Origin of the sequence: Thioclava nitratireducens (assembly GCF_001940525.2) — a bacterium.
Lineage (GTDB): Bacteria > Pseudomonadota > Alphaproteobacteria > Rhodobacterales > Rhodobacteraceae > Thioclava > Thioclava nitratireducens.
In genome coordinates this window covers 2,392,681-2,418,059 of record NZ_CP019437.1, presented here as the reverse complement: position 1 = coordinate 2,418,059, position 25,379 = coordinate 2,392,681, and the positions used below count along the sequence as shown (strand labels likewise).

24 protein-coding genes are annotated in these 25,379 nt (G+C 64.1%); 12 read left to right on the top strand and 12 right to left on the bottom strand.

What is annotated here, in order from left to right; all coding sequences use genetic code 11:
- Positions 1-132: 132 nt before the first annotated feature.
- The 5 genes from BMG03_RS11480 to BMG03_RS11460 all read left to right on the top strand — a co-directional run bounded on the left by BMG03_RS11480 (position 133) and on the right by BMG03_RS11460 (position 4,890).
- Positions 133-1,350, top strand: a complete 1,218-nt coding sequence (locus tag BMG03_RS11480) for an ABC transporter substrate-binding protein (RefSeq protein WP_075774922.1) — start codon at positions 133-135, stop codon at positions 1,348-1,350.
- 72 nt (positions 1,351-1,422) lie between these two features.
- On the top strand, positions 1,423-2,196 hold the full coding sequence (locus BMG03_RS11475; RefSeq protein WP_075774921.1) for an ABC transporter ATP-binding protein: 774 nt from the start codon (positions 1,423-1,425) through the stop codon (positions 2,194-2,196).
- Positions 2,197-2,207: 11 nt separating this feature from the next.
- Positions 2,208-2,915 (top strand): ABC transporter ATP-binding protein, encoded by a 708-nt coding sequence (locus tag BMG03_RS11470; RefSeq protein ID WP_206184180.1) that lies wholly within the window; start codon positions 2,208-2,210, stop codon positions 2,913-2,915.
- Between the two features lie 54 nt (positions 2,916-2,969).
- Positions 2,970-3,875: a branched-chain amino acid ABC transporter permease gene (locus tag BMG03_RS11465; RefSeq protein ID WP_075774919.1), complete on the top strand. Its 906-nt coding sequence runs from the start codon at positions 2,970-2,972 to the stop codon at positions 3,873-3,875.
- 94 nt (positions 3,876-3,969) lie between these two features.
- Positions 3,970-4,890 (top strand): branched-chain amino acid ABC transporter permease, encoded by a 921-nt coding sequence (locus BMG03_RS11460; protein ID WP_075775124.1) that lies wholly within the window; start codon positions 3,970-3,972, stop codon positions 4,888-4,890.
- 146 nt (positions 4,891-5,036) lie between these two features.
- On the opposite strand, the gene BMG03_RS11455 is transcribed toward BMG03_RS11460, so the two are convergent.
- Positions 5,037-5,219, bottom strand: coding sequence for a hypothetical protein (locus BMG03_RS11455; protein ID WP_075774918.1), 183 nt, complete (start codon positions 5,217-5,219; stop codon positions 5,037-5,039).
- Positions 5,216-5,764: a hypoxanthine phosphoribosyltransferase gene (hpt, locus tag BMG03_RS11450; RefSeq protein WP_075774917.1), complete on the bottom strand. Its 549-nt coding sequence runs from the start codon at positions 5,762-5,764 to the stop codon at positions 5,216-5,218. The genes BMG03_RS11455 and hpt overlap by 4 nt, the downstream gene beginning before the upstream one ends.
- A gap of 84 nt (positions 5,765-5,848) precedes the next feature.
- Here hpt and BMG03_RS11445 point away from each other — a divergent pair, with 84 nt between their 5' ends.
- Positions 5,849-6,307, top strand: a complete 459-nt coding sequence (locus BMG03_RS11445) for a type II toxin-antitoxin system RatA family toxin (RefSeq protein WP_075774916.1) — start codon at positions 5,849-5,851, stop codon at positions 6,305-6,307.
- A gap of 81 nt (positions 6,308-6,388) precedes the next feature.
- On the opposite strand, the gene BMG03_RS11440 is transcribed toward BMG03_RS11445, so the two are convergent.
- The 4 genes from BMG03_RS11440 to BMG03_RS11425 all read right to left on the bottom strand — a co-directional run bounded on the left by BMG03_RS11440 (position 6,389) and on the right by BMG03_RS11425 (position 9,859).
- Positions 6,389-7,567 (bottom strand): ammonium transporter, encoded by a 1,179-nt coding sequence (locus tag BMG03_RS11440; RefSeq protein ID WP_075775123.1) that lies wholly within the window; start codon positions 7,565-7,567, stop codon positions 6,389-6,391.
- 180 nt (positions 7,568-7,747) lie between these two features.
- Positions 7,748-8,221, bottom strand: a complete 474-nt coding sequence (locus BMG03_RS11435; protein WP_075774915.1) for a CinA family protein — start codon at positions 8,219-8,221, stop codon at positions 7,748-7,750.
- Positions 8,218-8,727 carry a phosphatidylglycerophosphatase A family protein gene (locus BMG03_RS11430; protein WP_075774914.1) on the bottom strand — a complete coding sequence of 170 codons (510 nt, stop codon included), beginning with the start codon at positions 8,725-8,727 and terminating at the stop codon, positions 8,218-8,220. Before BMG03_RS11430 ends, BMG03_RS11435 begins: the two co-directional genes overlap by 4 nt.
- Positions 8,728-8,731: 4 nt before the next feature.
- Complete coding sequence (locus BMG03_RS11425; RefSeq protein WP_075774913.1) at positions 8,732-9,859, bottom strand: bifunctional 2-C-methyl-D-erythritol 4-phosphate cytidylyltransferase/2-C-methyl-D-erythritol 2,4-cyclodiphosphate synthase; 1,128 nt, start codon at positions 9,857-9,859, stop codon at positions 8,732-8,734.
- Positions 9,860-10,076: 217 nt separating this feature from the next.
- On the opposite strand from BMG03_RS11425, the gene dusB reads away from it, so the two are divergent.
- The 5 genes from dusB to ntrX all read left to right on the top strand — a co-directional run bounded on the left by dusB (position 10,077) and on the right by ntrX (position 17,247).
- Complete coding sequence (gene dusB, locus BMG03_RS11420) at positions 10,077-11,057, top strand: tRNA dihydrouridine synthase DusB (RefSeq protein ID WP_279627814.1); 981 nt, start codon at positions 10,077-10,079, stop codon at positions 11,055-11,057.
- The gene (locus tag BMG03_RS11415; RefSeq protein WP_075774912.1) at positions 11,054-12,121 is read left to right on the top strand and encodes a two-component system sensor histidine kinase NtrB; all 1,068 of its coding nucleotides are present in this window, start codon (positions 11,054-11,056) and stop codon (positions 12,119-12,121) included. Before dusB ends, BMG03_RS11415 begins: the two co-directional genes overlap by 4 nt.
- Before the next feature lie 3 nt (positions 12,122-12,124).
- Complete coding sequence (locus BMG03_RS11410; RefSeq protein ID WP_075774911.1) at positions 12,125-13,495, top strand: response regulator; 1,371 nt, start codon at positions 12,125-12,127, stop codon at positions 13,493-13,495.
- A gap of 72 nt (positions 13,496-13,567) precedes the next feature.
- Positions 13,568-15,850: a sensor histidine kinase NtrY-like gene (locus BMG03_RS11405; RefSeq protein ID WP_075775121.1), complete on the top strand. Its 2,283-nt coding sequence runs from the start codon at positions 13,568-13,570 to the stop codon at positions 15,848-15,850.
- Positions 15,847-17,247 (top strand): nitrogen assimilation response regulator NtrX, encoded by a 1,401-nt coding sequence (gene ntrX / locus BMG03_RS11400; protein WP_075774910.1) that lies wholly within the window; start codon positions 15,847-15,849, stop codon positions 17,245-17,247. The genes BMG03_RS11405 and ntrX overlap by 4 nt, the downstream gene beginning before the upstream one ends.
- 102 nt (positions 17,248-17,349) lie before the next feature.
- Here ntrX and BMG03_RS11395 read toward each other — a convergent pair whose 3' ends face one another.
- From BMG03_RS11395 to BMG03_RS11370, 6 genes are all read right to left on the bottom strand, one after another.
- Positions 17,350-18,678, bottom strand: coding sequence for a branched-chain amino acid ABC transporter permease (locus BMG03_RS11395; protein WP_075774909.1), 1,329 nt, complete (start codon positions 18,676-18,678; stop codon positions 17,350-17,352).
- The gene (locus BMG03_RS11390) at positions 18,675-19,682 is read right to left on the bottom strand and encodes a branched-chain amino acid ABC transporter permease (RefSeq protein WP_075774908.1); all 1,008 of its coding nucleotides are present in this window, start codon (positions 19,680-19,682) and stop codon (positions 18,675-18,677) included. Before BMG03_RS11390 ends, BMG03_RS11395 begins: the two co-directional genes overlap by 4 nt.
- 3 nt (positions 19,683-19,685) lie before the next feature.
- Positions 19,686-20,390: an ABC transporter ATP-binding protein gene (locus BMG03_RS11385; protein WP_075774907.1), complete on the bottom strand. Its 705-nt coding sequence runs from the start codon at positions 20,388-20,390 to the stop codon at positions 19,686-19,688.
- Positions 20,387-21,247, bottom strand: coding sequence for an ABC transporter ATP-binding protein (locus BMG03_RS11380; RefSeq protein ID WP_075774906.1), 861 nt, complete (start codon positions 21,245-21,247; stop codon positions 20,387-20,389). The genes BMG03_RS11385 and BMG03_RS11380 overlap by 4 nt, the downstream gene beginning before the upstream one ends.
- A 104-nt stretch (positions 21,248-21,351) precedes the next feature.
- Positions 21,352-22,536 carry an ABC transporter substrate-binding protein gene (locus BMG03_RS11375; RefSeq protein ID WP_075774905.1) on the bottom strand — a complete coding sequence of 395 codons (1,185 nt, stop codon included), beginning with the start codon at positions 22,534-22,536 and terminating at the stop codon, positions 21,352-21,354.
- A gap of 191 nt (positions 22,537-22,727) precedes the next feature.
- The gene (locus BMG03_RS11370) at positions 22,728-23,756 is read right to left on the bottom strand and encodes a GlxA family transcriptional regulator (RefSeq protein WP_075774904.1); all 1,029 of its coding nucleotides are present in this window, start codon (positions 23,754-23,756) and stop codon (positions 22,728-22,730) included.
- A 220-nt stretch (positions 23,757-23,976) separates the two neighbouring features.
- On the opposite strand from BMG03_RS11370, the gene BMG03_RS11365 reads away from it, so the two are divergent.
- On the top strand, positions 23,977-25,347 hold the full coding sequence (locus tag BMG03_RS11365; protein ID WP_075775120.1) for a class II 3-deoxy-7-phosphoheptulonate synthase: 1,371 nt from the start codon (positions 23,977-23,979) through the stop codon (positions 25,345-25,347).
- Positions 25,348-25,379: the final 32 nt, after the last annotated feature.

Below are 25,379 nucleotides of genomic sequence, written 5' to 3'. Positions count from 1 at the left end.
GAGCAGGGACGGCCGTGTGAGGAGAAAAACAGGATCGTAATCCGGCAGGGACCAGAGAAGCGTCCCGTCGGCGTGTTCTCATGGCGCGATGCGCAAGAGAGCCAAATCTATCAACCAATGGGAGGAATGTTGATGAAATCAGCTATTTACGCAGGTGTAAGTGCCGCGGCGCTTAGCATTGCCGCAGGCGGCGCGATGGCGCAGGACGCGATTTCGAACGGCTCGGTGAAGATCGGTGTGCTCGGCGATATGTCCGGCGTCTACTCGACCGGTTTCTCGGGTAAGGGCGCGGTCGACGCGGTGAAAATGGCCGTGCGCGACTTCGGCGGCGAAGTTCTCGGCAAGCCGATCGAAGTGATCTCGGCTGACCACCAGAACAAGGCGGATGTCGGTTCGGCCACCGCACGCGAGTGGATCGACCAAGAGCATGTCGACATGATCGCCGACCTGACCAACTCGGCCGTGGCGCTTGCCGTGCAGCAACTCGCTTCCGAGAAGAAGACCATCACCTTCGCAACCGGCGCTGCCACCGCGGCGCTGACCGGCGAGAACTGCTCGAAATATGGCATCCACTACGGCTACGACACCCACGCGCTGCCGGTCGGCACCGCGACGGCGGTCGTGAAGAACGGCGGCGACAGCTGGTACTTCATCACCGCTGACTACGCCTTCGGCCATGCGCTGCAGGACAACACGTCGGAAGTCGTGAAGAACCTCGGCGGTTCGGTCGTGGGCAGCTCGGACGTGCCGCTGGCATCGACCGACTTCTCCTCGTACCTGCTGCAGGCGCAAAGCTCGGGCGCGAAAGTGATCGGTCTGGCCAATGCCGGTCAGGACACCGTGAACTCGATCAAGCAGGCGCATGAATTCGGCATCGTCGCCGGTGGCCAGCAGCTCGCTGGTATGCTGGTGCTGATCTCGGACGTGAAGTCGCTCGGCACCGACGTCGCCAAGGGCCTCCAGTTCACCACCGGTTGGTACTGGAACATGGACGACGAGAGCCGCAAGTGGAAGGAAGAGTACGAGAAGTTCTCGGGCGGCGAAGCGCCGACCTTCGTGCACGCTGCGGACTACTCGCTGACCATGGCCTATCTCGAGGCGATCAAGGCGGCTGGCACCGACGATTCCGACAAGGTGCGTGAGCAGCTCGGCAAGATGAAGATCGACGACTTCTTCGCCAAGGGCGGCACCATCCGTCCCGACGGCCTGCTGGAGCACGACATGTATCTGCTGAAGGTCAAAGAAGGCGGCGAAGATCCGTGGGACGTGGCCGACGTGGCGCGCACCATTCCGGGCAAAGAGGCCTATGCCTCGCTCGAAGCGGGCGGCTGCAAGCTGGTCAACAAGTGATCTGAACAAATCCTTGGCGCAGGGCGGCATCGCGACCGCCCTGCGCCTGCGTATCAGTCCGAAAGCGAGACCATGAGCGACGATATCATTCTCGAGGCCAAGAACCTGACCAAGAGTTTCGGCGGCTTCGTGGCCGTCAATGACGTGAACCTGCGCATCAAGCGCGGCGCCATTCACGCGATCATCGGCCCGAACGGCGCGGGCAAGACCACGATGTTCAACCTGCTGACGAAATTCATCACGCCCACGTCGGGCAAGATCCTCTTCAACGACCGCGATATCACCAATCGCAAACCCGCCGAGATCGCCAATATGGGCATCGTTCGGTCGTTCCAGATTTCCGCGGTCTTTCCGCACCTGACGGCGCTGGAAAACGTGCGCCTCGCGCTGCAACGCTCGCTGGGCGTGAGCTATCAGTTTTGGCGCTCCAAATCGGTGCTGCACGACCTCGACGCGAAAGCCGTCGCTGCACTCGATCAGGTGGGGCTGAAGGACTTCGCCCATCTCAAAGCGGTGGAGCTGCCCTACGGCCGCAAACGCGCGCTCGAGATCGCGACGACGCTGGGGCTGGAGCCCGAGCTGATGCTGCTCGACGAGCCGACCCAGGGCATGGGCACCGAGGACGTGGGCGCCGTGACCGAGCTGATCGGCCGTGTCCGCGAGGGGCGCACCATCGTCATGGTGGAGCATAACCTCGGCGTCGTGGCGGAACTGGCCGACACGATCACCGTGCTGGCGCGCGGCGAAGTGCTGGCCGAAGGGCCCTATTCCGAAGTGTCGAAGAACCCGCAAGTCATGGAGGCCTACATGGGCGTCTCCGCCGACGAGCAGGAGGAGGTCGCATGAGCACCGCAACCATGACCAAACCGATGCTCAAGATCGAGAATCTGCACGCATGGTATGGCGAGAGCCACGTCCTGCACGGGATCAATCTCGAACTAGGCGAGGGGCAGCTGATCACCCTTCTGGGCCGCAACGGCGCGGGCCGTTCGACCACGCTGCGTTCGATCATGGGTATGGTCGATCGCCGCGAAGGCTCGATCAAGATCAATGGCGAGGAGTTTCTGACGAAGCCCACGCACAAGATCTCGCCCGATGCACGGATCGGCTATTGCCCCGAAGAGCGCGGCATCTTCGCCTCGCTCAATGTCGAGGAAAACCTGATGCTGCCGCCGAATGTCGGCGAGGGCGGCATGTCGGTGGAGGAACTCTTCGAGATGTTCCCGAACCTCGCCAATGTCCGCAAGCGGATGGGCACGCGGCTTTCGGGCGGCGAACAGCAGATGCTGGCCATCGCGCGTATCCTGCGCACCGGCTCGCGGCTGCTGCTGCTCGATGAGATCACCGAAGGGCTGGCGCCCGTGATCGTGAAAACGCTGGGTCGCGTGATCCGCGATCTGAAATCGCGCGGCTACACGATCGTTCTGGTGGAGCAGAACTTCCGCTTCGCAGCCCCGCTCGCCGACCGCCATTATGTCATCGAACATGGCGAGGTGATCGACGTGATCGAAGCCGATCAGGTCGAAGCCTCGATGGACCGGCTGAACCATTACCTGAGCGTGTAACGAGAAACCGGGCCGGGCTCAGGCGCCCGAGACCCGACAGGGAGGACAACCCCGATGGATCCGATGATCCGACTTATTCTTGCCCAGGGGATGCTGGGCCTAAACAACGGCGTGTTCTACGCGATGCTGAGCCTCGGGCTCGCGGTGATCTTCGGCCTCTTGAACGTGGTCAATTTCGCGCATGGCGCGCTCTACATGCTGGGCGCGTTCCTCGCGCTGATCCTGTATTCCTATGTCGGTCAGTGGATCGGCATGGCGGACCTGCATATCGGCTTCTGGCCGGCGCTGATCCTCGCGCCGCTCCTGGTGGCCTGCTTCGGGATGCTGATCGAACGCTTCCTGCTGCGCAGGCTCTACAAGCTCGACCCGATCTACTCGCTGCTGCTGACCTTCGGGATCACGCTGGTGCTGCAGGGCCTGTTCATCAATTACTTCAACGCCTCCGGCACGCCCTATCCGGGGATGCCCGAGAGCATGAAGGGCGTGACCAATCTCGGCTTCATGATGTTCCCGAAATACCGCCTCTTCGTGATCATCTTCTCGATCGTGGTCTGCTTCGTGACCTGGTACGTGATCGAGCGGACCCGGATCGGCGCACGGCTGCGCGCGGGCACCGAGAACCCCGAACTGGTGAAAGCCTTCGGGATCAACGTGCCGCTGATGGTGATGCTGACTTTCGGCTTCGGCACCGGCCTCGCGGGGCTCGCAGGCGTGCTGGCCGCGCCGATCTACTCGGTCAGCCCGCTGATGGGCGCGAACCTGATCATCGTGATCTTCGCGGTCGTCGTGATCGGCGGCATGGGCTCGATTGCGGGGGCGGTGATCACCGGCTTCTCTCTGGGGCTGATCGAGGGCGTGACCAAGGTCTTCTACGCGCCCGCCGCGAACACGGTGATCTTCCTGCTGATGGTGATCGTGCTTCTGGTGCGCCCGTCGGGCCTCTTCGGACGTCAAGGGTGAGGGTGAAGACATGAGCAATACGACAAGCACGACGAGCGAAATCGGCGAATTCGAACAGGAAGACGTCAGCCCCCAGACCCACAAGCGCGGCCGCATGGTGCAGGCTGTGTTCTGGGTGGTGTTGCTGGGCTTCCTCGCGATCGCACCCTTCTTCCTCTACCCGGTCTTCGTGATGCAGCTGCTGTGCTTCGCGCTGTTCGCGGCCGCCTTCAACCTGCTGATCGGCTTCACCGGCCTCTTGAGCTTCGGCCATGCCGCCTTCTTCGGCGGTGCGGCCTATGTCGCGGGCCATGTGCTGAAGGTCTGGGGCTTCCCGCCGATCCTGGGCATCATCGCTGGCACGCTCGCAGCGGCTGCGATGGGCTGGGTCGTGGGCTCGCTCGCCATCCGCCGGCAGGGCATCTACTTCGCGATGATCACGCTCGCGCTCGCGCAGATCGTGTATTTCTTCGCGCTGCAAATGCCCTTCACCGGCGGCGAGGACGGTCTGCAAGGCATCCCGCGCGGCAACCTGCTGGGGATCTTCAATCTCAGCGATCCGATCACGATGTACTATTTCGTGGCCGCGATCTTCTTGGTCGGCTTCCTCGCGATCTACCGCATCGTGCATTCGCCCTTCGGGCAGGTGCTGCAGGCGATCCGCGAGAACGAGCCGCGCGCGCTGTCGCTGGGCTACAACGTCGACCGGTTCAAGCTGCTGGCCTTCGTGCTGTCTGCGGGTCTGGCAGGGCTTGCGGGCTCGACCAAGGCGCTGGTGTTCCAGTTTGCCTCGCTGACCGACGCGCATTGGCAGATGTCGGGCGAGGTGATCCTGATGACGCTTCTGGGCGGCATGGGCACGATCTTCGGCCCGGTCGTGGGCGCGTTCATCGTGGTCACGCTGCAGCACTTCCTGTCGGGCATCGGCTCGTGGGTGCAGGTGGTGATCGGCGCGACCTTCATCGCCTGCGTGCTGCTGTTCCGCCGCGGCATCGTCGGCGAGATCGCGCGCCTGCTGCGCATTTCGTCGCTATAAAACTGGCGTGGCGGGGGCTCTGCCCCCGCGCGTCACGGCCCGTCGCTTGCGCGTCGGGCGTTCGGCGGGGCGTTCTTCCACTGGAAGGCCGCCTTTCCCGCCTCACTCCCCGGGATATTTCACAAGCCCGAAGAGGGACCGCGGCCTCAGGGTCTGGGAGCGCGCAAGGCGCGCGGGTTCACCGACGCCCAGTCCGGCCAATATCCAAGCTTTTCAATGACAACGATCGCGATCACGGCGAGCGCCACGACCGCCACGATCTTCACCTGCGTCATCGACGGAGGGCGCCGTGCCCACCGCGCCATGCGCAGCAGCCACGTGTAATTCACGAAGCATCCCCGGTGAAGCGCACCTTGCCGATATAGGGCAGGTTGCGGTTGCGCTGCGCGAAGTCGATCCCGTAGCCCACGACGAATTCATCGGGGGTCTCGAACCCGGTCCAGGTGGCGCGCACATCGACCTCGCGCCGCGACGGCTTGTCGAGCAGCGCGCAGGATTCGATCCGCCCCGGTTCGCGCGCCCGCAGCATTCCCATCACGTGGTGCAGGGTGAAGCCAGTGTCGACGATATCCTCGACCACCAGCACGTCGCGGCCTTCGATGCCCGCGCGCAGATCTTTCAGGATGCGGACCTCGCGCGAACTGGTCATCGCGTCGCCGTAGCTCGAAGCCTCGAGGAAGTCGACTTCGACGGGCAGGTCGATCTCGCGCACCAGATCGGCGATGAACACGAAGGAGCCGCGCAGCAGCCCCACCACGACCAGCTTGTCGGTGCCCTTGAAGGTCCGGGTGATCTCGGCCGCCAATTCCTCGACTCGGGCCGCGATCTGCTTGGCCGAAATCATCTGGTCGATCACATAGGGGCGCTGCGTCATGATGTAGGGCCTCGAAACGGGTTGTAGGGCTTGAACTCGGGCTTAGCTTTAGCGCATCAAGAGGCGCAAGAAAACGGGAGAGACATGCCTAAGCATCACGAGAACAGGGTCATGCCCTATAGCGCGCAGCAGATCTACGATCTTGTGGCCGATGTGGAGAGCTATCCGAAATTCCTGCCGTGGAATTCCGCCGCCCGCGTGCGCTCGCGCGAGGAGCGTCCGGACGGCTCGATCCTGATGCTGGCCGATCTGGTGATCTCGTTCAAAGTGTTCCGCGAGAAGTTCGGCTCGCGCGTGGTGCTTCATCCCGAGGAGCATCATATCGAGACCGAATATATCGACGGGCCGTTCAAATACATGCACAGCCACTGGCGGATGACCGATCGCGAGGAGGGCTCCTGCGAGGTGGATTTCCACGTCGATTTCGAGTTCAAGAACGCGATCCTGCAGGGCGTGATCGGGGTCGTCTTCAACGAGGCGATGCAGCGGATCGTGCGTGCCTTCGAGAAGCGCGCAGAGGAGTTGTACGGGCCGAAGGGCTGAGCGCCGCGCCGTTCGTTCCGCGCCACGAAAAAGGCCGCCTCTCGGGGCGGCCTTTTTGCGTTTCCCTTCAAAGCCCCGCGATCAGGAATTCATGTCGTAGGCGCGTTCGCCATGGGTGGAAAGGTCCAGCCCGTTGGTCTCGTGCTCCTCGCTCACGCGCAGCGGGAAGACGAGCCGCACCAGCATCGCCAGCGCCCAGCTGCCTGCGACGGTGAAGACGCCCACCACCGCCAGCGCGCCAAGCTGGGCAACAAAGCTGCCATGGCCGAAGACCGCGATCATGATCGTGCCGAAGATGCCGCCCACGCCATGGACCGCGAAGACGTCGAGACTGTCATCGACATGAAGCCTCTCGCGGATCAGTACGACGAATTCCTGACAGATGATCCCGGCGGCGAAGCCGATCACCAGCGCCTCGATCGGACCCACGAAGCCCGAGGCCGGGGTGATCGAGGCGAGGCCCGCGATCGTGCCGGTCACGAGGCCCACCATCGAGGCGCGACCGAACTTGATGCGCTCCCACAGCGCCCAGCTGAGCGAGGCGGCGGCGGCGGAGATATGAGTGACGGTGATCGCCATGCCGGCAACGCCATCGGCCGCCAGCTCCGAGCCGCCGTTGAAGCCGAACCAGCCGACCCACAGGAGCCCTGCGCCCATCGCGACCATGCCGGGATTGTGCGGCGGGGTGGTGCGCTTGGCGCGCGGCCCGATCATCAGCGCCAGCACGAGGGCTGCAAGACCCGCGGTTTCATGCACCACAATGCCGCCCGCGAAATCCCGGGTGCCGACCGCGCCCCAGATGCCGCCATCCGACATCATGCCGCCCCCCCAGATCCAATGCGTGACCGGGGCGTAGATCAGTAGCATCCAGAGCCCGGTGAAGGCCATCACGAAGGCATAGTTGATGCGCTCCACGAAGGCGCCGACGATCAGGGCGGGCGTGATGATCGCGAAGGTCATCTGGAAAGCGAAGAAGACGATCTCGGGGATCGAGCCCGACAGCGTGTCGGGCGTCACGCCCAGCAGCGCAAATTTGCCCAGACCGCCCCAGTAGCCATTGGCGTCCCCGAAGGCGATCGAATAGCCGAACAGCAGCCACAGCACGCTCATCAGCGCGGCGATCGAGAAACACTGCATGAAGATCGACAGCACGTTGCGCGCCCGCACCAGCCCGCCGTAGAACAGCGCCAGCCCCGGCAGCGTCATCAGCAAGACCAGCGCCGTCGCCACCATGATCCACGCGGTATCGGCCGCGTTCATCCCCGCTTCCATTTGCTCACATCCTCCTCGGAAATCCCTCTGGAGGGGCAGGGGCCATAAGCGCCGCGCGCAATAAAGGGACAATTTCCGCGCAGGCCGCTCAAATGCGCGTCACTTTGGAAACTGCGCGCAAATTGGGCAGATTTTTCCCGGTATGCGCGATTGATGGGCGGAAGTGAGTCAGCTTTTGGCGGCTTGCAGCAGCAGGCTCAGCGCATGATCGCGGGCCGCTTCGCGCACGATGTCGCGGCCGAGCGCGCCGAATTCGACTGTCTCGACCTGCGTTTCGGCGCCGTTTCGGGCGAGGCCGAAGCAGACGCGGCCCTCGGGTTTGAACTCCGACCCGCCGGGGCCTGCGATCCCGGTGATCGCGACCGCGAGCTGGGCGTGGGAGTGGCGCAGCGCGCCCTCGGCCATCTCGCGCGCGACCTCCTCGGAGACCGCGCCATGGGCGTCGAGGCTTTCCGCGCTGACGCCCAGCATCTCGCGTTTGGCGTCATTGGTGTAGGTGACGAAGCCGCGCTCCACCACCGCCGACGATCCCGGAATATCGGTAAGGGCTGCGGCGACCATGCCGCCGGTGCAGCTCTCGGCGGTGGCGACCATAAGACCGCGCGCCTCGCAGGCGTCGAGAACGTCGGAGGCGCGGCTCATCCCATCATGCCCAGAAAGACGATGTGATAGAGCCCTGCGAGGATGATCGACACGATCCCGGCAAAGACCCCCGCCCAGATATCGTCCAGCATCACGCCCGTCGCGTCATGGCGGCGATCGGCGCGGCCCACGAGCCACGGCTTCCAGATGTCGAACAGCCGGAACAGCAGGAAGGCCGCGACCGGGCCGGGCCAGACCATATGCAGATCGACGCCGGTGGAGAGGCCGCGCTGCCAGAAGCCGAAGGCCGGGAACAGGAGTGCCACCCATTGGCCCGCTACCTCGTCGATGACGATCTCGGAGGGGTCGTCGCTGCTGTCGCCCAGTTGCGCGCGCACCGACCAGAAGCCGAGTGCGGTGACCGCGACCGTGGCGATCACCAGCGGGATAAAGCCCAGCCAATGTTCGATCGCCCAACCGACCAGCACCGCCACCAGCGAGCCCCAGGTGCCCGGCGCGGGTTTCAGCAAGCCGACAAATCCGACCGTGTTGATGGCGCGCAGCATGGCGTTACTCCTTGATCAGCGTGGCAGTGGCGATGGCGGCGATGCCTTCCTCGCGCCCGGTGAAGCCCAGACGTTCGGAGGTGGTGGCCTTGACCGAGATCCGGCCCGGCTCGATCCCGATGATGCGCGCCAGAACCTGTGCCATTTCAGTGGCATGCGGGCCGATCTTGGGACGCTCGCAGATCAGCGTGACATCGGCATTGCCCAGACGGAAGCCTCGTGCTTCGGCCAGTTTCACCGCGTGGTCGAGGAAAATCTCGGACGCCGCGCCCTTCCACCGCGGGTCCGATGGCGGGAAATGCCGCCCGATATCGCCCTCGGCCAGCGCGCCATAGATCGCATCGGTCAGCGCGTGCATGCCCACATCGGCATCGGAATGGCCCTTGAGCTTCTTGTCATGCGGCACCGCGACCCCGCAGAGCGTCACGTGATCGCCCGGCTCGAACGCGTGCACGTCGTAACCATGACCCAAACGGATATCCATCTTGTCTCCCAACAGTCTCTCGGCCCGGGCGAAATCCTCCGGGTAGGTGATCTTCAGATTGTCCTCCGAGCCGCGCGTGATCGCAACCGATAGACCCGCCGCGCGGGCCACTTCCACGTCATCGGCGGACCCGCCGGGATGGGCGCGGTGCGCGCTGAGGATCGCGTCGAAATCGAAGCCCTGCGGGGTCTGCGCGCGGTAGAGCCCGTTGCGGTCCTGCGTGCCCGTGACCTGACCGTTCTCGCCGGTCCAGAGTGCATCCGACACGGGCAGGGCGGGGGCTGCCGCCTGTGTGCTGTCCAGCGCCTCGAGCACGGCGTCGATCACTGCGCGGCTCACCAGCGGGCGTGCGCCGTCATGGATCAGCACCTTATCGACGCCCGAGCCCTCGAGCATCTCCAGCGCATTGCGCACCGAGGCGTCGCGGCTGGCACCGCCCGCACACAGCGCGACCTTGCCCTGAAACAGCGCGACGCCGCGCGTCATGTCCTCGGGATGCAGCACCACGACGATGCGTCCGATGCCTTCGAAAGCGGCGACGGTATGGGCCAGCACCGGCTGCCCCGCGAGGCTCTGCCATTGCTTCGGGGTTTCTCCGCCGGCGCGGGTGCCGCGCCCGGCGGCGACGATGATGATGGCGTTGCTCATGGCGCCTCCCTGATCGCCCAAGGGCTTAGGCGAAGACGCGACTTTGCGCAATCGGTGCCGCTGGACGCGAGACGCTGCGGGATGTGACAACTGGCCACGGCCCGGTGATTAAAAAATAGGCGGATGCTGATTTTCCCACCTAAAAAGGGCTGGACGCAATTGTGATTCTTTGGTCAAACGCCTAATTCGAAGGAAGACGCGTAACAGGACAGTCTCCGTGCCGCAGAATTTGGTTCTCGACGATATCACATTGACCCCTCCGGTCTTCCTCGCGCCGATGGCGGGGATCACCGACCTTCCGTTCCGGCGGATGGTGGCGCGCTTCGGCGCGGGTCTCGTCGTGTCCGAGATGGTGGCCTCGGGTGAGATGCTGACGGCGAAGCCCTCCGTGCGCGCGAAGGCCCGGGTCGAGATGGGGCTGGAGCTTCCGACCTCGGTGCAATTGGCGGGCCGTGAGCCCGAGCCGATGGCCGAAGCCGCGAAAATGGTCGCCGGCATGGGGGCGCGGATCATCGACATCAATATGGGCTGCCCGGCCAAGAAGGTGACGGGCGGGGCCTCGGGCTCGGCGCTGATGCGCGATCCAGATCACGCGCTGCGTCTGATCGAGGCGACGGTGGGCGCGGTCGATCTGCCGGTGACACTGAAGATGCGGCTGGGCTGGTGTGACGATACGCATAACGCGGCCGAGATCGCGCGCCGGGCAGAGGCTGCGGGCGTGAAGATGATCGTCGTGCATGGGCGCACCCGGATGCAGTTCTACAAAGGCAGCGCCGACTGGGAGGCGATTGCCGAGACGGTCGAGGCGGTCTCGATCCCGGTGATCGCCAATGGCGACGTGGTCGATGCGAATTCCGCTCGCGCAGCGCTTGCGCAATCGGGCGCGGCGGGCGTGATGGTCGGGCGTGGGGCGCAGGGCGCACCGTGGCGCCTGGCTGAAATCGGTCATGAAATCTTCGGATCGCCGAAGCCGCAGGTTCCGTACGGAAACGCCCTTTGCGATTATATTTCAGAACATTACGAGGCGATCTTGAGCTTCTACGGCCGTGATCTCGGGCTGCGTCTCGCGCGCAAGCATCTGGGCTGGTATTGCGAGGCGGCGAACGCGCCGCTGCGCGCCGAGTTGATGGTCAGCGAAACGCCGGAGGCGACCTTGGCGCTAATCGAGCGCGCTTTCGGCGAAAGGTGCGCCGCATGAACCTTCCGGCCCCCGGCATAATCTGGACTTCGCTGCCGACCCCGGCTTTGCTGATCGACGGCGATGATCTTGTCGACGAGGTGAACCCGGCCGCCGAGCTGTTCCTTAACCTGTCTGCCAAGGCGCTGAGGGGTAAGGCGATCGGTGAAAGGCTCGCGATTTCGGCGCCTTTGGAGGAGATCTTCTACCGGGTTCGGAAGAACCGCGCCTCTCTCTTCGTTAACGATGTCGAGCTGACGACGGGCGAGAAAGCCCCGGTGCAATGCAACCTTCAGGCTGCGCCGGTGGGCGAAGACCCCGACCGGGTGTTGCTGCTGATCGAGCCGCGCGAACTGGCTGACCGGCTGGGCCGCGCCAGTCTCGTGAAATCGGCGGCGCGCTCGGCCATCGGTATGGCGGAGATGTTGGCCCATGAGATCAAGAACCCGCTCGCCGGGATCGCCGGGGCGGCACAGCTTCTGAGCATGAACTTGTCCGGAGAAGACCTTGAATTAACGGACCTGATCGTCGACGAGACGCGCCGGATCGTGAAGCTACTCGAGCAGGTCGAACAGTTCGGCAACGTCCGTGCGCCCGAGAAGAAGCCGGTCAATATCCATGACGTACTCGACCGCGCACGCAAATCCGCAGGTGTGGGTTTCGGCGCGCATATGGCGATTACGGAAGATTACGATCCCTCGCTGCCGCCGACGCTGGGCGATGCGGATCAGTTGACTCAAGTCTTCCTGAACCTGTTGAAAAACGCCGCAGAAGCCTCTGAAGGAGCTGGGAATATCAAGATCCGTACCTTCTACGAACACAGCCTGCGTCTGCGTCGCGCCGATGGATCGGGGCAGCCCTTGCCGCTGCAGATCGAGATCATCGACGACGGCCCCGGTATTCCGCCGGAAATCTCCAACGAGATCTTCGAGCCCTTCGTCTCGGGTCGCGAGAACGGGACCGGGCTCGGTCTCGCCCTTGTCTCGAAGATCATCAATGATCACGACGGCTGGGTCACGCTCGACTCGGTCCCGGGCAAGACCCGGTTTCGCATTTCACTTCCCGTTGCGCCGAAGGAGGCCTGATCCATGGACGGCACCGTACTTGTCGCGGATGACGATCGCACAATCCGCACCGTTCTGACCCAGGCGCTTACCCGTGCGGGCTGCAAGGTTCACGCCACGGCCTCGCTCGTGACGCTGATGCGGTGGGTCGAAGAGGGCAAGGGTGATCTGGTGATTTCCGACGTCATGATGCCCGACGGGAACGGGCTGGAGGCGTTGCCGAAGATATCCGAGGAGCGTCCCGGCCTGCCGGTCATCGTGATCTCGGCGCAGAACACGATAATGACCGCGATTCAGGCGGCCGAGGCCGAGGCTTACGACTATCTGCCCAAACCGTTCGATCTGCCCGACCTGATGAAGCGCGCGCAAAAGGCGCTGGAGCAGAAACGCCGCAGTCCGACCGCGCCGCGCGAGATCGACGGACGCGCCGATGCGGGCGATCTGCCGCTGGTCGGGCGCACGCCTGCGATGCAGGAGCTTTACCGGCTCGTTGCGCGGGTGATGAATGCCGATCTCGCGGTGCTGATCGCGGGTGAGAGCGGCACCGGCAAGTCCCTCATCGCGAAGGCTATTCACGACTTTTCCGACCGCCGCACGCTTCCCTTCGTGGTGGCGCAGGCAGGCGATCTGCAGGGCGCGGACGGCCCCGCGGCACTGGTGGCGAAGGCCAAAGGTGGCTCGCTCGTTTTCGACGAGGTCGGCGATTACGACGACGAGACGCAGGCGCGGATCGTGCGTATGCTCGACGCGCTGCCCGATCCCGCACCGCGTATCATGGCGACGACGCAGATCGACCTCGCGGGGCTGATGGAGGCGGGCAAGTTCCGTCAGGACCTGTTCTACCGGCTGGGCGGCGTGACGCTGAACGTGCCGAGCCTGCGCGAGCGGGTCGAGGATATCCCGCTTCTGGCCGAGCATTTCCTTGCCCGCGCCGAGCGTGATGGGCTGGGGCTGCGCCGTTTCACGCCCGAGGCGCTGCAACTCGTGCGCGCCTATTCCTGGCCCGGCAACGTGCGCCAGCTGGAGAACACGATCCGCCGGCTTGCCGTGACCTCGCCCGAAGAGGAAATCACCCGGGCCGAGGCGGAATTCGTGCTGGGCAACCAGCCCGCGATCGAGCCGCTACGTCAGGGCGGCGAGGGCGAGAAGTTGTCCTCCTCCATCGCACGCCACCTGCGGCGCTATTTCGACCTTCACGGCGGCACGCTGCCACCGCCGGGCCTCTACGACCGGATTTTGAAGGAAATGGAGGCGCCGCTGATCGAAATCGCCTTGGATGCAACCGGCGGCAATCAAGCCAGATGTGCCGATTTGCTCGGCATCAACCGCAATACGTTGCGGAAAAAGATCACTGATCTGGATATTCAGGTGACACGGCGCCGCAAACTGATGTAAACCCGCAACAGGGGCCTGTGGCTTTTCCGTCTAACGGATTCGCGAGCTTCAGCCCGGAATGAGGGGGCATTGGTGCAGGGCAGCACGGCATATCGCTCAGGCTGGGACCGTTTGGCGCGCTTTCGCCGCCAGAAGCGGGTCCGCAACCTGTTCACCTTCGGCCTGGTGGTGCTTGGCCCGGCACTCGCGATTGCGACCTTTATCGTCCTCGGCCCCCTGGGACAGGGGGCGGACAGCACCGCGCTGCGCCTGATCCTGCTCGCCGATTTCGTCTATTTTCTGCTGCTCGCCGGTCTGATTTTGATGCGGCTGGTGCAGATCATCGCAGCCCGGCGCGCCCATTCCGCCGGCTCGCGGCTCACCCTGCGCCTGACGGGCGTTTTCGCGGGCATTGCGCTGGTGCCGACGATCCTCGTCGCAGTCTTCGCGTTCCTTACCGTGAATATCGGCCTCGAGGGGTGGTTTTCCGACCGCGTGCGCTCGGTCGTCGGCACCTCGCTTCAGGCCGCCGAGGCCTATCAGTCCGAGCACAAGCGCGATCTGGTGCAGGACAGCCGGGCGCTCGCGAATTTCCTCGACCTGCGTCGGCAGGCGTCGACCTTCATGTCGGATGGCGAGCTGCGCGAATTGCTCATTACCGGGCAGGCGGGCATCCAGCGCGGCGTGAAAGAGGCCTATGTGATCGACGGTACGGGGCGCATCATCGCGCGCGGCGATCGCTCTTATCTCTTTGATTACGAAGAACCTTCTCCGCGTGACATCGTCGAGGCGCAGAAGGGCGAGACGGTGCTGATCGAGGATTGGCCGAACTCGGAACTGCGCGCGCTGATCCGGCTCGACGCTTTCGTGGATCGGTATCTGTATATCTCGCGCAAGGTGGATGGGCAGATTCTCGCGCTGCTGGACAAGACGCGCGAGACGGTGACGCTCTATCAGCAATTGGAGAGCGCTCGCGGTCGCGTCATCTTCGAATTCGGGCTGGTCTATTTCGGCTTCGCGCTGATCCTGATCCTCGCCGCGCTCTGGATGGGGCTGTGGTTCGCGGAGCGCCTGTCTCGGCCGATCGGGCGGCTCGCCGCCGCCGCGGAGCGGGTCGGCGCGGGTGATTTGGACGCGCGGGTGATCGAGGCCGAGGGCGACGACGAGATCGCGACGCTTGGCGAGGCGTTCAACCGCATGACCGGGCAACTGAAGGGCCAGCGCATGGCCCTGATGGAGAATCACCGCGAGACGGAAGAACGCCGTCGCCTGTTCGATTCCGTGCTGTCCTCGGTGACTTCGGGGGTGATCGGACTCGATGCCGACGGGCGGATCGATTTCATGAACCGGGCGGCTATGCAGTTGCTGGCGCTCAATAGCGTGAGCGATCATTCCCGCGACCTTGCAACCGCCGTTCCAGAATTTCTCTCGATTTACAACAAGTTGCAGGACGGTCTTAATGAAGTTGCGCAGGAGGAAATCCGGATTTCGCGCGGCGGGCGGCTGGAGAGCCTGCTGGTGCGCATGGCCGTTCGACGCAACGATCTGGGCACGCCCGAGGGCTATGTGGTCGCGTTCGAGGATGTGACCGATCTGGTCTCTGCGCAGCGGATGGCGGCCTGGGGCGACGTGGCGCGGCGCATCGCACATGAGATCAAGAACCCGCTCACGCCGATCCAGCTCTCGGCCGAACGGATCAAGCGTAAGTTCGGCAAGATGACCGAGGGCGAAGACCTAGAAACGCTCAATCAGCTTACCGGCGTTATTGTGCGCCAGACCAATGACTTGCGGCGCATCGTGGACGAGTTCTCGCGCTTTGCCCGGATGCCCGAGCCCGACCGTGCCGATCACGATCTTGCGCAGCTCGTGCGCGATGCGGCGACCTTGCAGCAAGACAGCCTGCATGGCGCGAAACTGGTGACGGATGTCCCGACCGAGCCGGTGATCGTCGAACTGGACGCGACGATGATTTCGCAAGCGGTGACTAACCTCGTGAAGAACGCGGGCGAAGCGATTGAATCCTATACGGAAAAAGGGCACGTGGAGGAAGGCTACGCGCCCGAGGTGCGCCTCGATATGGAAGTCGCCTCCGATCACGTGACGATCCATATCGCGGATAACGGGATCGGCCTGCCGCCGGACCGTTCACGCCTGTTCGAGCCTTACGTGACGACGCGCGAGAAAGGCACCGGGCTGGGTCTTCCCATCGTCAAGAAGATCATCGAGGAACATGGTGGAACGTTGACGCTGAGCGACGCGCCCGCCTTCGTAGAGGGCGCCCATCGCGGGGCGCTCGCCGAAATCAGGCTCCCACGCGCCCGAGCAGCGCTCAGAGCCATCAAGGAGAGGGGCGAAGCCCCCGGGGAAGTGACATGAGCGACATTCTGATCGTCGACGACGAGAAAGACATCCGCGAGCTGATCGCCGACATCCTGCGCGACGAAGGCTTCAAGACACGCCTCGCGGCGAATTCCAACGAGTGCATGGACGAGATCAACGCGCAGGAACCGGCGCTGATGATCCTCGATATCTGGCTGAAGGACAGCAAGATGGACGGGATCGACATCCTCAAGACGGTCAAGCGCGACAATCCGGACGTGCCGGTGATCATCATCTCGGGCCACGGCAATATCGAGATCGCAGTGGCGGCTATCAAGCAGGGCGCTTACGACTTCATCGAGAAGCCGTTCAACATCGACCAGCTGATGGTGGTGATCTCCCGCGCGATGGAGACGGCGCGGCTGCGGCGCGAGAACTCGACGCTCAAGCGCCGCGACATGTCCTCGGGCGAAATGATCGGCGACTCGGCGGCGTTCCGGCGGCTGAAGGATCAGCTCGACAAGGTGACCAAGTCCAACGGCCGGGTGATGCTGACGGGCGAGCCGGGCTCGGGCAAGGAGATGGCCGCGCGCTACATCCACCAGTTCTCGACCCGTGCGGCGGGGCCCTTCGTCACGGTCAATTCCGCCTCGATCGAGCCCGACCGGATGGAAGAGGTCCTCTTCGGGCGCGAGACGCCCGAGCGCGGCGTCGAGAAGGGCTTGCTGGAGCAGGCCCATGGCGGCGTGATCTATTTCGACGAGGTGGCGGAGATGCCGCTCGGCACGCAGTCGAAGATCCTGCGCGTCTTGACCGAGCAGCAATTTCTGCGTGTGGGCGGGGCCGACAAGGTCCGCGTCGACCTGCGGGTTATCTCGTCGACGACCCGCGATCTGACGGCACAGATCCGCGAGGGGCATTTCCGGCAGGAGCTCTACGACCGGCTCAACGTGGTGCCGATCGAGGTGCCGCCGCTCTCCGAGCGCCGTGAGGACGTGCCGCTTCTGGCCGACCATTTCCTGCGCGGCTTCAACGAGACCCAAGGCCTGCCGCTGCGAGAAATCTCGGAAGAGGCGGCGGCGCTGATGCAGACGATGGAGTGGCCCGGCAACGTCCGCCAGCTGCGCAACGTGATCGAGCGGGTGCTGATCCTCGGGGAAGGCACGGGCGTGATCGAGGCGCGCGAATTGCCCGGCCAGGAAGGCCCGGCGGATGAAGGGCGCATCGTTCTGGGCGGCGCGCTTGCAACGCTTCCACTGCGCGAGGCGCGCGAGCTGTTCGAGCGCGAATATCTGCTCACCCAGATCAACCGTTTCGGGGGCAACATCTCGCGCACCGCGAATTTCGTCGGCATGGAGCGCTCGGCGCTGCACCGCAAGCTCAAATCGCTCGGCGTCGTCACCACGAACAAGGCCGGCGCCCGCGTCGCCCAGTTTGACGGCGGCGAGGAGTAACCAAAAAACGCGCGCTCCTTGCGGGGCGCGCGTCTTGTCTTCGGCTTGGAAGAAATATCCCGGGGTGAGCCCGGAACGGGCGAGGGGCAGAGCCCCTCTTTTTTATTTCTCCGGCAAGAGCCCGCGCGGGCTGAAGCGCAGCACCATCAGCAGGATGATACCCATCACCAGCATCCGCATATGCGGGGCCGATTGGATCAGGTGATCCTTGAACCCGCCATCGGGGAAGGGAGCCGCCAGCGCGCCCATGATATCCGGGCCCCAGTCGCCTGCCTTGACCCAGACATACCAGATCAGCACGCCACCGAGGATCGAACCCCAGTTGTTCCCCGAGCCGCCCACGATCACCATCACGAGGATCAGGAAGGTGTAGCGCAGCGGGTTGTAGGAGGTCGGCGTCATCTGCCCGTCGAGCGAGATCATCATCGCGCCCGCAAGCCCGATCACCGCCGAGCCCAGCACGAAGATCTGCAGATGGCGGCGCGTGACGTTCTTGCCCATTGCCGCCGCCGAGATCTCGTTGTCGCGGATCGCGCGCATCATCCGGCCCCAGGGCGATTTCAGCGACATCTCGGTCAGCCAGATCAGCGCGAGGATGACGATCACGAACAGCACGAGGAAGGCCAGCTTCACCACGATGGTCGAGCCAAGCTGCGGATCGAAGCCCCAGCTCTGCATTTGCGCGACGAAGTCGGGCGAGTTCTGCAGGTCGATCTCGTAGGGCACCGGCCAGGGGCGCGGGATGCCATTCACGTTCAGCACGCCGCGGTCGAGCCACTGCTCGTTCTTCAGGATCGCAACGATGATCTCCGCGATGCCCAGCGTGGCGATCGCGAGGTAATCCGAGCGCAGGCCGAGGGCGGTCTTGCCGACCAGCCAAGCCGCGCCTGCGGCGAGAACCGCGCCCACGGGCCAGGAGATCAGCGTCGGAAGGCCAAGCCCGCCGAGGTTGCCCTGCGCCGAGGGGTTGATCGCCTCGATCACTTCGACCGCCGGATCGAAGAGCCAGCGATAGGTGAAGAAGCCGACGATCAGCACGGCCGTCACGGCGAGACCGCGCGTCTTTCCGCGCAGATTGCGCCAGATCCAGACCGCCGCCAGCACGGCGACGATGGCCACGAAGAAGGCCGCCATGATGCCCGGACCGCCGCCCGAGAAAGCGCCGGGGGTGGGCGGCATGGAGATCAGCACCGGGGCGAGGCCGCCAAGCGCGAGGAAGCCCATCGCGCCCGCGTTGAACAGGCCCGCATAGCCCCATTGCATGTTCACGCCGAGCGCCATGATCGCCGACAGAAGCCCCATGTTGAGAATGCCGAGCGCCGAGTTCCAGCCCGAGGTGAAACCTTCGAGCAGGATGAGCGCGGCCATGATGGCGAAGAAGAGGGGCGCACGGAGACGGCTGGTCTCACCAGCCTGACGATTGCTGCTCATACGATTTTCCCCTTGAAGAGGCCGGTCGGCTTGAAGATCAGGACAAGGATCAGGATCGTGAAGCTGACTGCGTATTTGTAGTCGGTGGAGAGAAGCTGAACGAGCCCGTCCGGCTCCCAGTTCGGGATCAGATAGGTCGCCACCTTCTTCCAAGCGTAGGTGAGGCCCACCTCCGAGAAGGAGATCACGAAGCCGCCCGCGATCGCGCCCACCGGGTTGCCGATGCCGCCGACGATGGCCGAGGCGAAGATCGGTAGCAGAAGCTGGAAATAGGTGAAGGCTTTGAACGACTTGTCGAGCCCGTAGAGCGTGCCTGCGATGGTCGCGAGCGCGCCGGTGATGATCCAGGTCACGGCCACGACCTTGTTCGGGTCGATGCCGGACAGCAGCGCCAGATCCTCGTTATCGGAAAACGCGCGCATGGATTTGCCGGTGCGCGTCTTGCCGAGGAACCAGAACAGCGCGGCCACGGTGATGATCGCGGTGACGACGGTGATCACCTGCGTCGAGCGCAGCGTCAGCGGCTCGGAGAGGCCCGTCATGTCGCGCCATTGCCGGGCGTTGATGACGAAGCGGGTGCCGTCGTCGAAATTGATCTGGTCGACGCCGATCAGGAAGCGTGTGAGCGCGTTCATCACGAACATCACGCCGACCGAGACCATGACCATGACCACGGGCGCAGCCCTGACTTTTCGGTAATACTGGTAAACGACCTTGTCGGTCCCGAGCATCAGCGCCGAGGTGATGACGATGCCGAAGGGCAATGCGAGCAGGGCGGTCGGCAGAGGCCCGAAGCTGATCCCCATCGCCTGGAAACCCCAGGTGATCAGGATCACGACCCCGGTGCCGAAGGCCATCGTGTCGCCATGGGCGAAGTTGGAAAACCGCAGGATCGAGTAGATCAGCGTGACCCCGAGCGCGCCGAGCGCAAGCTGCGCGCCATAGGCGGTGGCGGGGATGATGACGTAATTGGTAACCGCGACGAGCGCGTTGATGAGTTCCATTCCTCAGCCCCCCAGGAAGGTGCGGCGGACTTCCGGGTCGGCCAGAAGGGCCTCGCCAGTGTCGGTGTACTTGTTCGCGCCCTGCACGAGGACATAGCCTTTATCCGCGATCTCAAGCGCTTGGCGGGCGTTCTGTTCGACCATCAGGATCGAGATGCCGGTGCGCGCGACCTCGATGATGCGGTCGAACAGCTCGTCCATCACGATGGGCGAGACGCCTGCGGTCGGCTCGTCGAGCATCAGGAGCTTCGGCTGGGTCATCAGCGCGCGGCCCACGGCGACCTGCTGACGCTGCCCGCCTGACAGTTCGCCCGCATTCTGGCGACGCTTTTCCTTCAGGATCGGGAACAGGTCGAAGACCTGATCCATCGTGCCCCGGAAATCGTCGTCGCGGATGAAGGCGCCCATCTCGAGGTTTTCCTCGACCGTCATGGTCGGGAAGACGTTGTTCACCTGCGGAACGAAGCCCATGCCTTTCTTGACGCGGTCCTGCGGCGAGAGGCCGGTGATGTCCTGCCCGTCGAGCGTGACCTTGCCTTCGCGCAGACCGAGCATCCCGAAGACCGCCTTCATCGCGGTGGATTTGCCTGCGCCGTTCGGGCCGACGATCACCGCGATCTCGCCTTTTTCGACGGTCAGGGTGCAGTCGTGCAGGATGTCGGCCTTGCCGTAGCCGCCGGTCATGTGTGAGGCGTCGAGGTAGCTCATTGGTCGCCTCCATGGCCTGCTTCGTCGCCCAGACCGGGCTGCGCGCCGTGGTCTTCATGCGCGGCGGTCTCGGCGGTTTCCTCGGCCTTGACCTTGTTCTTCAGGCCGGTCCCCAGATAGGCCTCGATCACGGCCTCGTTTTCCATGATGTGATCGGCGGACCCTTGGGCCAGCACCTTGCCCTCGGCCATCACGATGACCGGGTCGCAGAGGCGGCCGATGAAATCCATGTCATGTTCGATCACGCAGAAGGTGTAGCCGCGCTCCTTGTTCAGTCGCACGATGGCATCGCCGATCGTGTTCAGAAGCGTCCGGTTCACGCCCGCGCCGACCTCGTCGAGGAAGACGATCTTGGCTTCGACCATCATCGTGCGGCCCAGTTCCAGAAGCTTCTTCTGACCCCCCGAGAGGTTCCCTGCCTTCTCATCCTTGAGATGCGAAATCGTCAGGAAATCAAGCACTTCATCGGCTTTCTTCAGAAGCGCCGCTTCTTCCTCGCGGATGTGTTTTCGCCCGAACCACGTGTTCCAGAGCGTCTCGCCGGCTTGCCCGGTGGGCACCATCATCAGGTTCTCGCGCACGGTGAGCGAAGGAAACTCATGCGCGATCTGGAAGGTGCGCAGCAGACCCTTGTGGAACAGCTCGTGCGGGGCAAGCCCGGTGATGTCCTCGCCATCCATCGTTACACGGCCCGCGGTGGGTTCGTGCACGCCTGCGATGACGTTGAAGAGCGTGGATTTGCCGGCGCCGTTCGGTCCGATCAGCCCGGTGATAGAGCCGGTTGCAATCTCGAGGCTCGCGCCATCGACCGCCCGGAATCCGCCGAAGGATTTGACTAGGTTTTCAACCCGGATCATAGGGTCCCCTGAGTTGTAGGCATGTTAGCTTCACGCCGCATCTTGTTGTTTTATAATTGAAAACAGCCCGGATCTCTCCGGGCTGTCTCGCGTCTGATGATCGCTTAGCGGTACTTCACCGTTTCGATCTTGTCGTCCTTGATCTCGATTTCGCGGAAGGTGCCCGCGGCTTCGCCATTGCCGATCAGGTTGACGGCGGTCGCGCCTTCGTAATCGACAGGCTTGCCTTCCTTGATCAGGTCGAGCGCCTTGCCCAGCTCGCCGGGATAGATCTTCTCGCCGGGGCCGTTCGCGACTTCCATGACCTTGTCCTTGTAGACTTTCGGGTCGGTGGAGTCGGCGGCCTGCATCGCCAGCAGCATCAGGGCCGCCGCGTCATAAGCGCCGCCCGAATAGGCCGACGAGCCGTCGAAGCCGGCTTTCTCGGCCATGCCGAGATAGGTCTTCATGCCGTCGCCCGCGGAGTCGGGAAGCTGACCGAAGGAGCCGTTGATTTCCGAGCCGAAATTGTCTTCGAGCGTCTGGCTGACCATGCCGTCGGGGAAGACGAAGGTCTCGAAGGCGCCGGTGTCGAGCGCGCCGCGCAGGATGCCCGAGCCGCCCTGGTCGATATAGCCGACGATGACGAGCGCGTCGCCACCCGCGGAGGCGAGCGATGCGACTTCTGCGGAGTAGTCGCCCTTGCCGTCTTCATGCGCGGCCGAGATCGTGACGTTGCCGCCCTTGGCCTTGTAGGCTTTCTCGAAGCTGTCCGCGAGACCCTTGCCGTAGTCGTTGTTGGTGTAGGTGACGGCGGCGTTCTTGATGCCTTTCTCGATCAGCTCATCGGCCATGACTTCGCCCTGACGCGCATCCGACGGAGCGGTGCGGAAGAACAGGCCATCGTCTTCGAGATCCGAGAGCGCCGGCGAGGTCGCCGAGGGCGAGATCATCACGACGCCGTTCGGCATGGCGACGTTCTGCAGGACAGCGGTGGTCGCGCCCGAGCACATCGCGCCCATGATGCCAGCGACCTTGTCGGTGGTGACGAGCGTTTCGCCAGCCGCGGTTGCGGCTGCTGCGTCGACGCAGGTCGAGTCGCCGCGAACTGCGGTCACGGTGTCGCCACCCAGCAGCTTGCCGGAGTCGGAGACTTCCTTGATCGCCATCTCGGCACCCTGCGCCATCGGCGGGGCGAGCGATTCAAGCGGGCCGGTAAAGCCCAGCAGGACGCCCATCTTCACGTCATCGGCATATGCGCCGGTCGCGCCAAGCGCGATCGCAGCCGAAGCCAGAAGCAGTTTTTTCATGTGTTCACTCCCGTGTTGGAACTCGCGTTCTTGCGCGAGGTTAGTGCGCGGTGCGTCAAATGTGAAGAACCGCGAGTGGCGCGATGACGCGAAAAACCGACCCGAAGGTCAAGCATCGCGCAATGCGACGTAACGGCAATTTGGGCCGTTGTGCAAATTCGTGAAAGGCGAGGGGGCGGATTGCGCAATTTTCAGTCGAGCGAGTCTTCCGGTCCAGCCTCGGAGGCGGCGTCGGGGATCTCCTTCTCGCCCGCAGCGCTCGCGCCGCGTTCACGGTAGGGTGTGGTCTGGTAATGCGCGCGGTAGCATTTCGAGAAATGCGAGGGGCTGGCGAAGCCGCAGGCCATGGCAACGTTGATCACGCTCATTTCGGTCTGCATCAGCAGGTTACGCGCCTTCTGCAGCCGCAATTCCATGTAATAGCGCTTGGGCGAGCGGTTGAGGTAGCGGCGGAACAGCCGCTCCAGCTGGCGCGCCGACATGCCGACCTCGGTGGCGAGCGTCGCGGGGCTGATCGGGTCTTCGATATTGCGCTCCATCCGGCCGATCACCTGCGCGAGCTTCGGGTGGCGCACGCCGATGCGGGTGGGAATCGATAGCCGCTGGGTGTCGCGGTCCGAGCGGATCGAGGAATGGATCAGCTGATCGGCGACGGTATTGGCCAGTTCTTCGCCGTGATCGCGGGCGATCAGCCGCAGCATCAGGTCGATCGAGGCGGTGCCGCCCGCCGTCGTCACCCGGTTGCCGTCGATCACAAACACGCCCTTGGTCAGTTCGATATCGGGAAAATCCTCGGCGAAGGCGTCGATATTCTCCCAGTGGATCGTCGCGCGCTTGCCGTCGAGCAGACCCGCGCGGGCCAGCGCGTAAGAGCCAGTGCACAAGCCGCCCATCACCGCGCCGCGCCGCGCCTCGCGCCGCAGCCAGTTCAACAGCGGCTTGCTGACCGCCTCGGCCACGTCGATGCCGCCGCAGACCAGCACCATCGTGTCGCGTCCCAGCTCCTCCAGACCGATATCGGTGCGGAAGGTCGTCCCGTTCGAGCAGGTGACATCCGCGCCGGACTCTGAGGCGAGTTTCCACGTGTAGAGCGTGCGACCGGATACCTGGTTGGCAAGGCGCAGCGGCTCGATCGCGCTTGCGAAGGCCATCATCGTGAATCGCTCTAGAAGCAGGAAGACGACCGAACGCTGGCGTGCGTCCGGGCCAATCCGGATCATTCCTTGCGAAGGGGCTGGCCGACGGGTGGGGCGGGGATCAGGCATGTCGTCAATCCGTCATCTGTGGTGAATCACCGAAACAGGAAATTGGCGCGCGCCGCAAGAGGGGGGCAAGGTGGGCGCTGCAGACTTGTCGAAATGCAAATTCGGGTTTGTTTCCCAGACCCGCGCCGTCTATAAGCGGCGCCGAATGAACACGACCACGCTTTTGGAGGATCAGATGGGCAAGGGTTGGAGCAAATCGGACTGGCGCGCGAAACCGCGGGTTCAGATGCCCGACTATCCCGATCAGGGGGCGCTGAACGCTGTCGAGGCACAGCTGTCGCGGATGCCGCCGCTGGTCTTCGCGGGCGAGGCGCGCACGCTGAAGGCGGAGCTTGCGAAAGCTGCGCGTGGCGAGGCGTTCCTGCTTCAGGGCGGCGACTGCGCCGAGTCCTTCGGGGAATTCTCCGCCGACAATATCCGTGACACGTTCAAGGTGATGCTGCAGATGGCGGTCGTGCTCACCTGGGGCGCGAAGGTTCCGGTCATCAAGGTCGGCCGCATGGCGGGCCAGTTCGCCAAGCCGCGTTCGGCGCCGACCGAGACCATCGACGGCACCGAGCTGCCGAGTTACCGCGGCGACATCATCAACGGTTTCGAATTCACCTCGGAGGCGCGTCTGCCCGATCCGAACCGGATGCTGCAGGCCTACACGCAGGCGGCGGCGTCGCTGAACCTGCTGCGCGCCTTCTCGACGGGCGGTTTCGCCGACATCCACCGCGTCCAGAGCTGGATCGCCGGCTTCACCGATGCCGACGAGGCCGAGAAATACCGCGAAGTCGCCAACCATATCAGCGAGGCGATGGACTTCATGCGGGCCGCGGGCGTGACCTCGGAAACCGCGAATGAGCTGGCTTCGGTCGATTTCTACACGTCGCACGAGGCGCTGCTGCTGGAATACGAAGAGGCGCTCTGCCGCATCGATTCCACCTCCGGCCTGCCGATTGCGGGCACCGGTCACATGCTCTGGATCGGTGACCGAACCCGTCAGCCCGACGGTGCACATGTCGAATTCGCACGCGGCGTGCAGAACCCGATCGGTCTGAAATGCGGCCCCACCACCACCGAGGACGACCTCAAGGTGCTGATGGAGAAGCTGAACCCGGAGAACGAAGCGGGCCGTCTGACGCTGATCGCGCGCTTCGGCGCGGGCAAGGTTGGCGATCACCTGCCGCGCCTGATCCGCACGGTCGAGGCCGAGGGCGCGAATGTCGTCTGGTCCTGCGATCCGATGCATGGCAACACGATCAAGTCCGCATCGGGCTTCAAGACCCGCCCGTTCGACTCCGTGCTGCGCGAGGTGAAGGAATTCTTCGCGATTCACAAAGCCGAGGGCACGATCCCCGGCGGCGTGCATTTCGAGATGACCGGCAAGGACGTGACCGAATGCACCGGCGGCGTGCGCGCGGTAACCGACGGCGATCTTTCCTCGCGCTACCACACCGCCTGCGACCCGCGCCTGAACGCCTCGCAATCGCTGGAACTGGCGTTCCTCGTGGCCGAGGAGCTGCAGGACCGCCGCAAGCTGGCGAAAGCGGCCTCGCAATAAGGCGCGATCGTCGCGCCGCGGCACAGTTTCCG

What these genes read in the sequence shown, in the direction of transcription:
- BMG03_RS11480 (WP_075774922.1), top strand. Translation starts at nt 133, where the DNA reads ATGAAATCAGCTATTTACGCAGGTGTAAGTGCCGCGGCGCTTAGCATT.
- BMG03_RS11475 (WP_075774921.1), top strand. Translation starts at nt 1,423, where the DNA reads ATGAGCGACGATATCATTCTCGAGGCCAAGAACCTGACCAAGAGTTTC.
- BMG03_RS11470 (WP_206184180.1), top strand. Translation starts at nt 2,208, where the DNA reads ATGACCAAACCGATGCTCAAGATCGAGAATCTGCACGCATGGTATGGC.
- BMG03_RS11465 (WP_075774919.1), top strand. Translation starts at nt 2,970, where the DNA reads ATGGATCCGATGATCCGACTTATTCTTGCCCAGGGGATGCTGGGCCTA.
- BMG03_RS11460 (WP_075775124.1), top strand. Translation starts at nt 3,970, where the DNA reads ATGGTGCAGGCTGTGTTCTGGGTGGTGTTGCTGGGCTTCCTCGCGATC.
- hpt (WP_075774917.1), bottom strand. Translation starts at nt 5,764, where the DNA reads ATGACGCAGCGCCCCTATGTGATCGACCAGATGATTTCGGCCAAGCAG.
- BMG03_RS11445 (WP_075774916.1), top strand. Translation starts at nt 5,849, where the DNA reads ATGCCTAAGCATCACGAGAACAGGGTCATGCCCTATAGCGCGCAGCAG.
- BMG03_RS11440 (WP_075775123.1), bottom strand. Translation starts at nt 7,567, where the DNA reads ATGAACGCGGCCGATACCGCGTGGATCATGGTGGCGACGGCGCTGGTC.
- BMG03_RS11435 (WP_075774915.1), bottom strand. Translation starts at nt 8,221, where the DNA reads ATGAGCCGCGCCTCCGACGTTCTCGACGCCTGCGAGGCGCGCGGTCTT.
- BMG03_RS11430 (WP_075774914.1), bottom strand. Translation starts at nt 8,727, where the DNA reads ATGCTGCGCGCCATCAACACGGTCGGATTTGTCGGCTTGCTGAAACCC.
- BMG03_RS11425 (WP_075774913.1), bottom strand. Translation starts at nt 9,859, where the DNA reads ATGAGCAACGCCATCATCATCGTCGCCGCCGGGCGCGGCACCCGCGCC.
- BMG03_RS11415 (WP_075774912.1), top strand. Translation starts at nt 11,054, where the DNA reads ATGAACCTTCCGGCCCCCGGCATAATCTGGACTTCGCTGCCGACCCCG.
- BMG03_RS11410 (WP_075774911.1), top strand. Translation starts at nt 12,125, where the DNA reads ATGGACGGCACCGTACTTGTCGCGGATGACGATCGCACAATCCGCACC.
- ntrX (WP_075774910.1), top strand. Translation starts at nt 15,847, where the DNA reads ATGAGCGACATTCTGATCGTCGACGACGAGAAAGACATCCGCGAGCTG.
- BMG03_RS11395 (WP_075774909.1), bottom strand. Translation starts at nt 18,678, where the DNA reads ATGAGCAGCAATCGTCAGGCTGGTGAGACCAGCCGTCTCCGTGCGCCC.
- BMG03_RS11390 (WP_075774908.1), bottom strand. Translation starts at nt 19,682, where the DNA reads ATGGAACTCATCAACGCGCTCGTCGCGGTTACCAATTACGTCATCATC.
- BMG03_RS11385 (WP_075774907.1), bottom strand. Translation starts at nt 20,390, where the DNA reads ATGAGCTACCTCGACGCCTCACACATGACCGGCGGCTACGGCAAGGCC.
- BMG03_RS11380 (WP_075774906.1), bottom strand. Translation starts at nt 21,247, where the DNA reads ATGATCCGGGTTGAAAACCTAGTCAAATCCTTCGGCGGATTCCGGGCG.
- BMG03_RS11375 (WP_075774905.1), bottom strand. Translation starts at nt 22,536, where the DNA reads ATGAAAAAACTGCTTCTGGCTTCGGCTGCGATCGCGCTTGGCGCGACC.
- BMG03_RS11370 (WP_075774904.1), bottom strand. Translation starts at nt 23,756, where the DNA reads ATGATCCGGATTGGCCCGGACGCACGCCAGCGTTCGGTCGTCTTCCTG.
- BMG03_RS11365 (WP_075775120.1), top strand. Translation starts at nt 23,977, where the DNA reads ATGGGCAAGGGTTGGAGCAAATCGGACTGGCGCGCGAAACCGCGGGTT.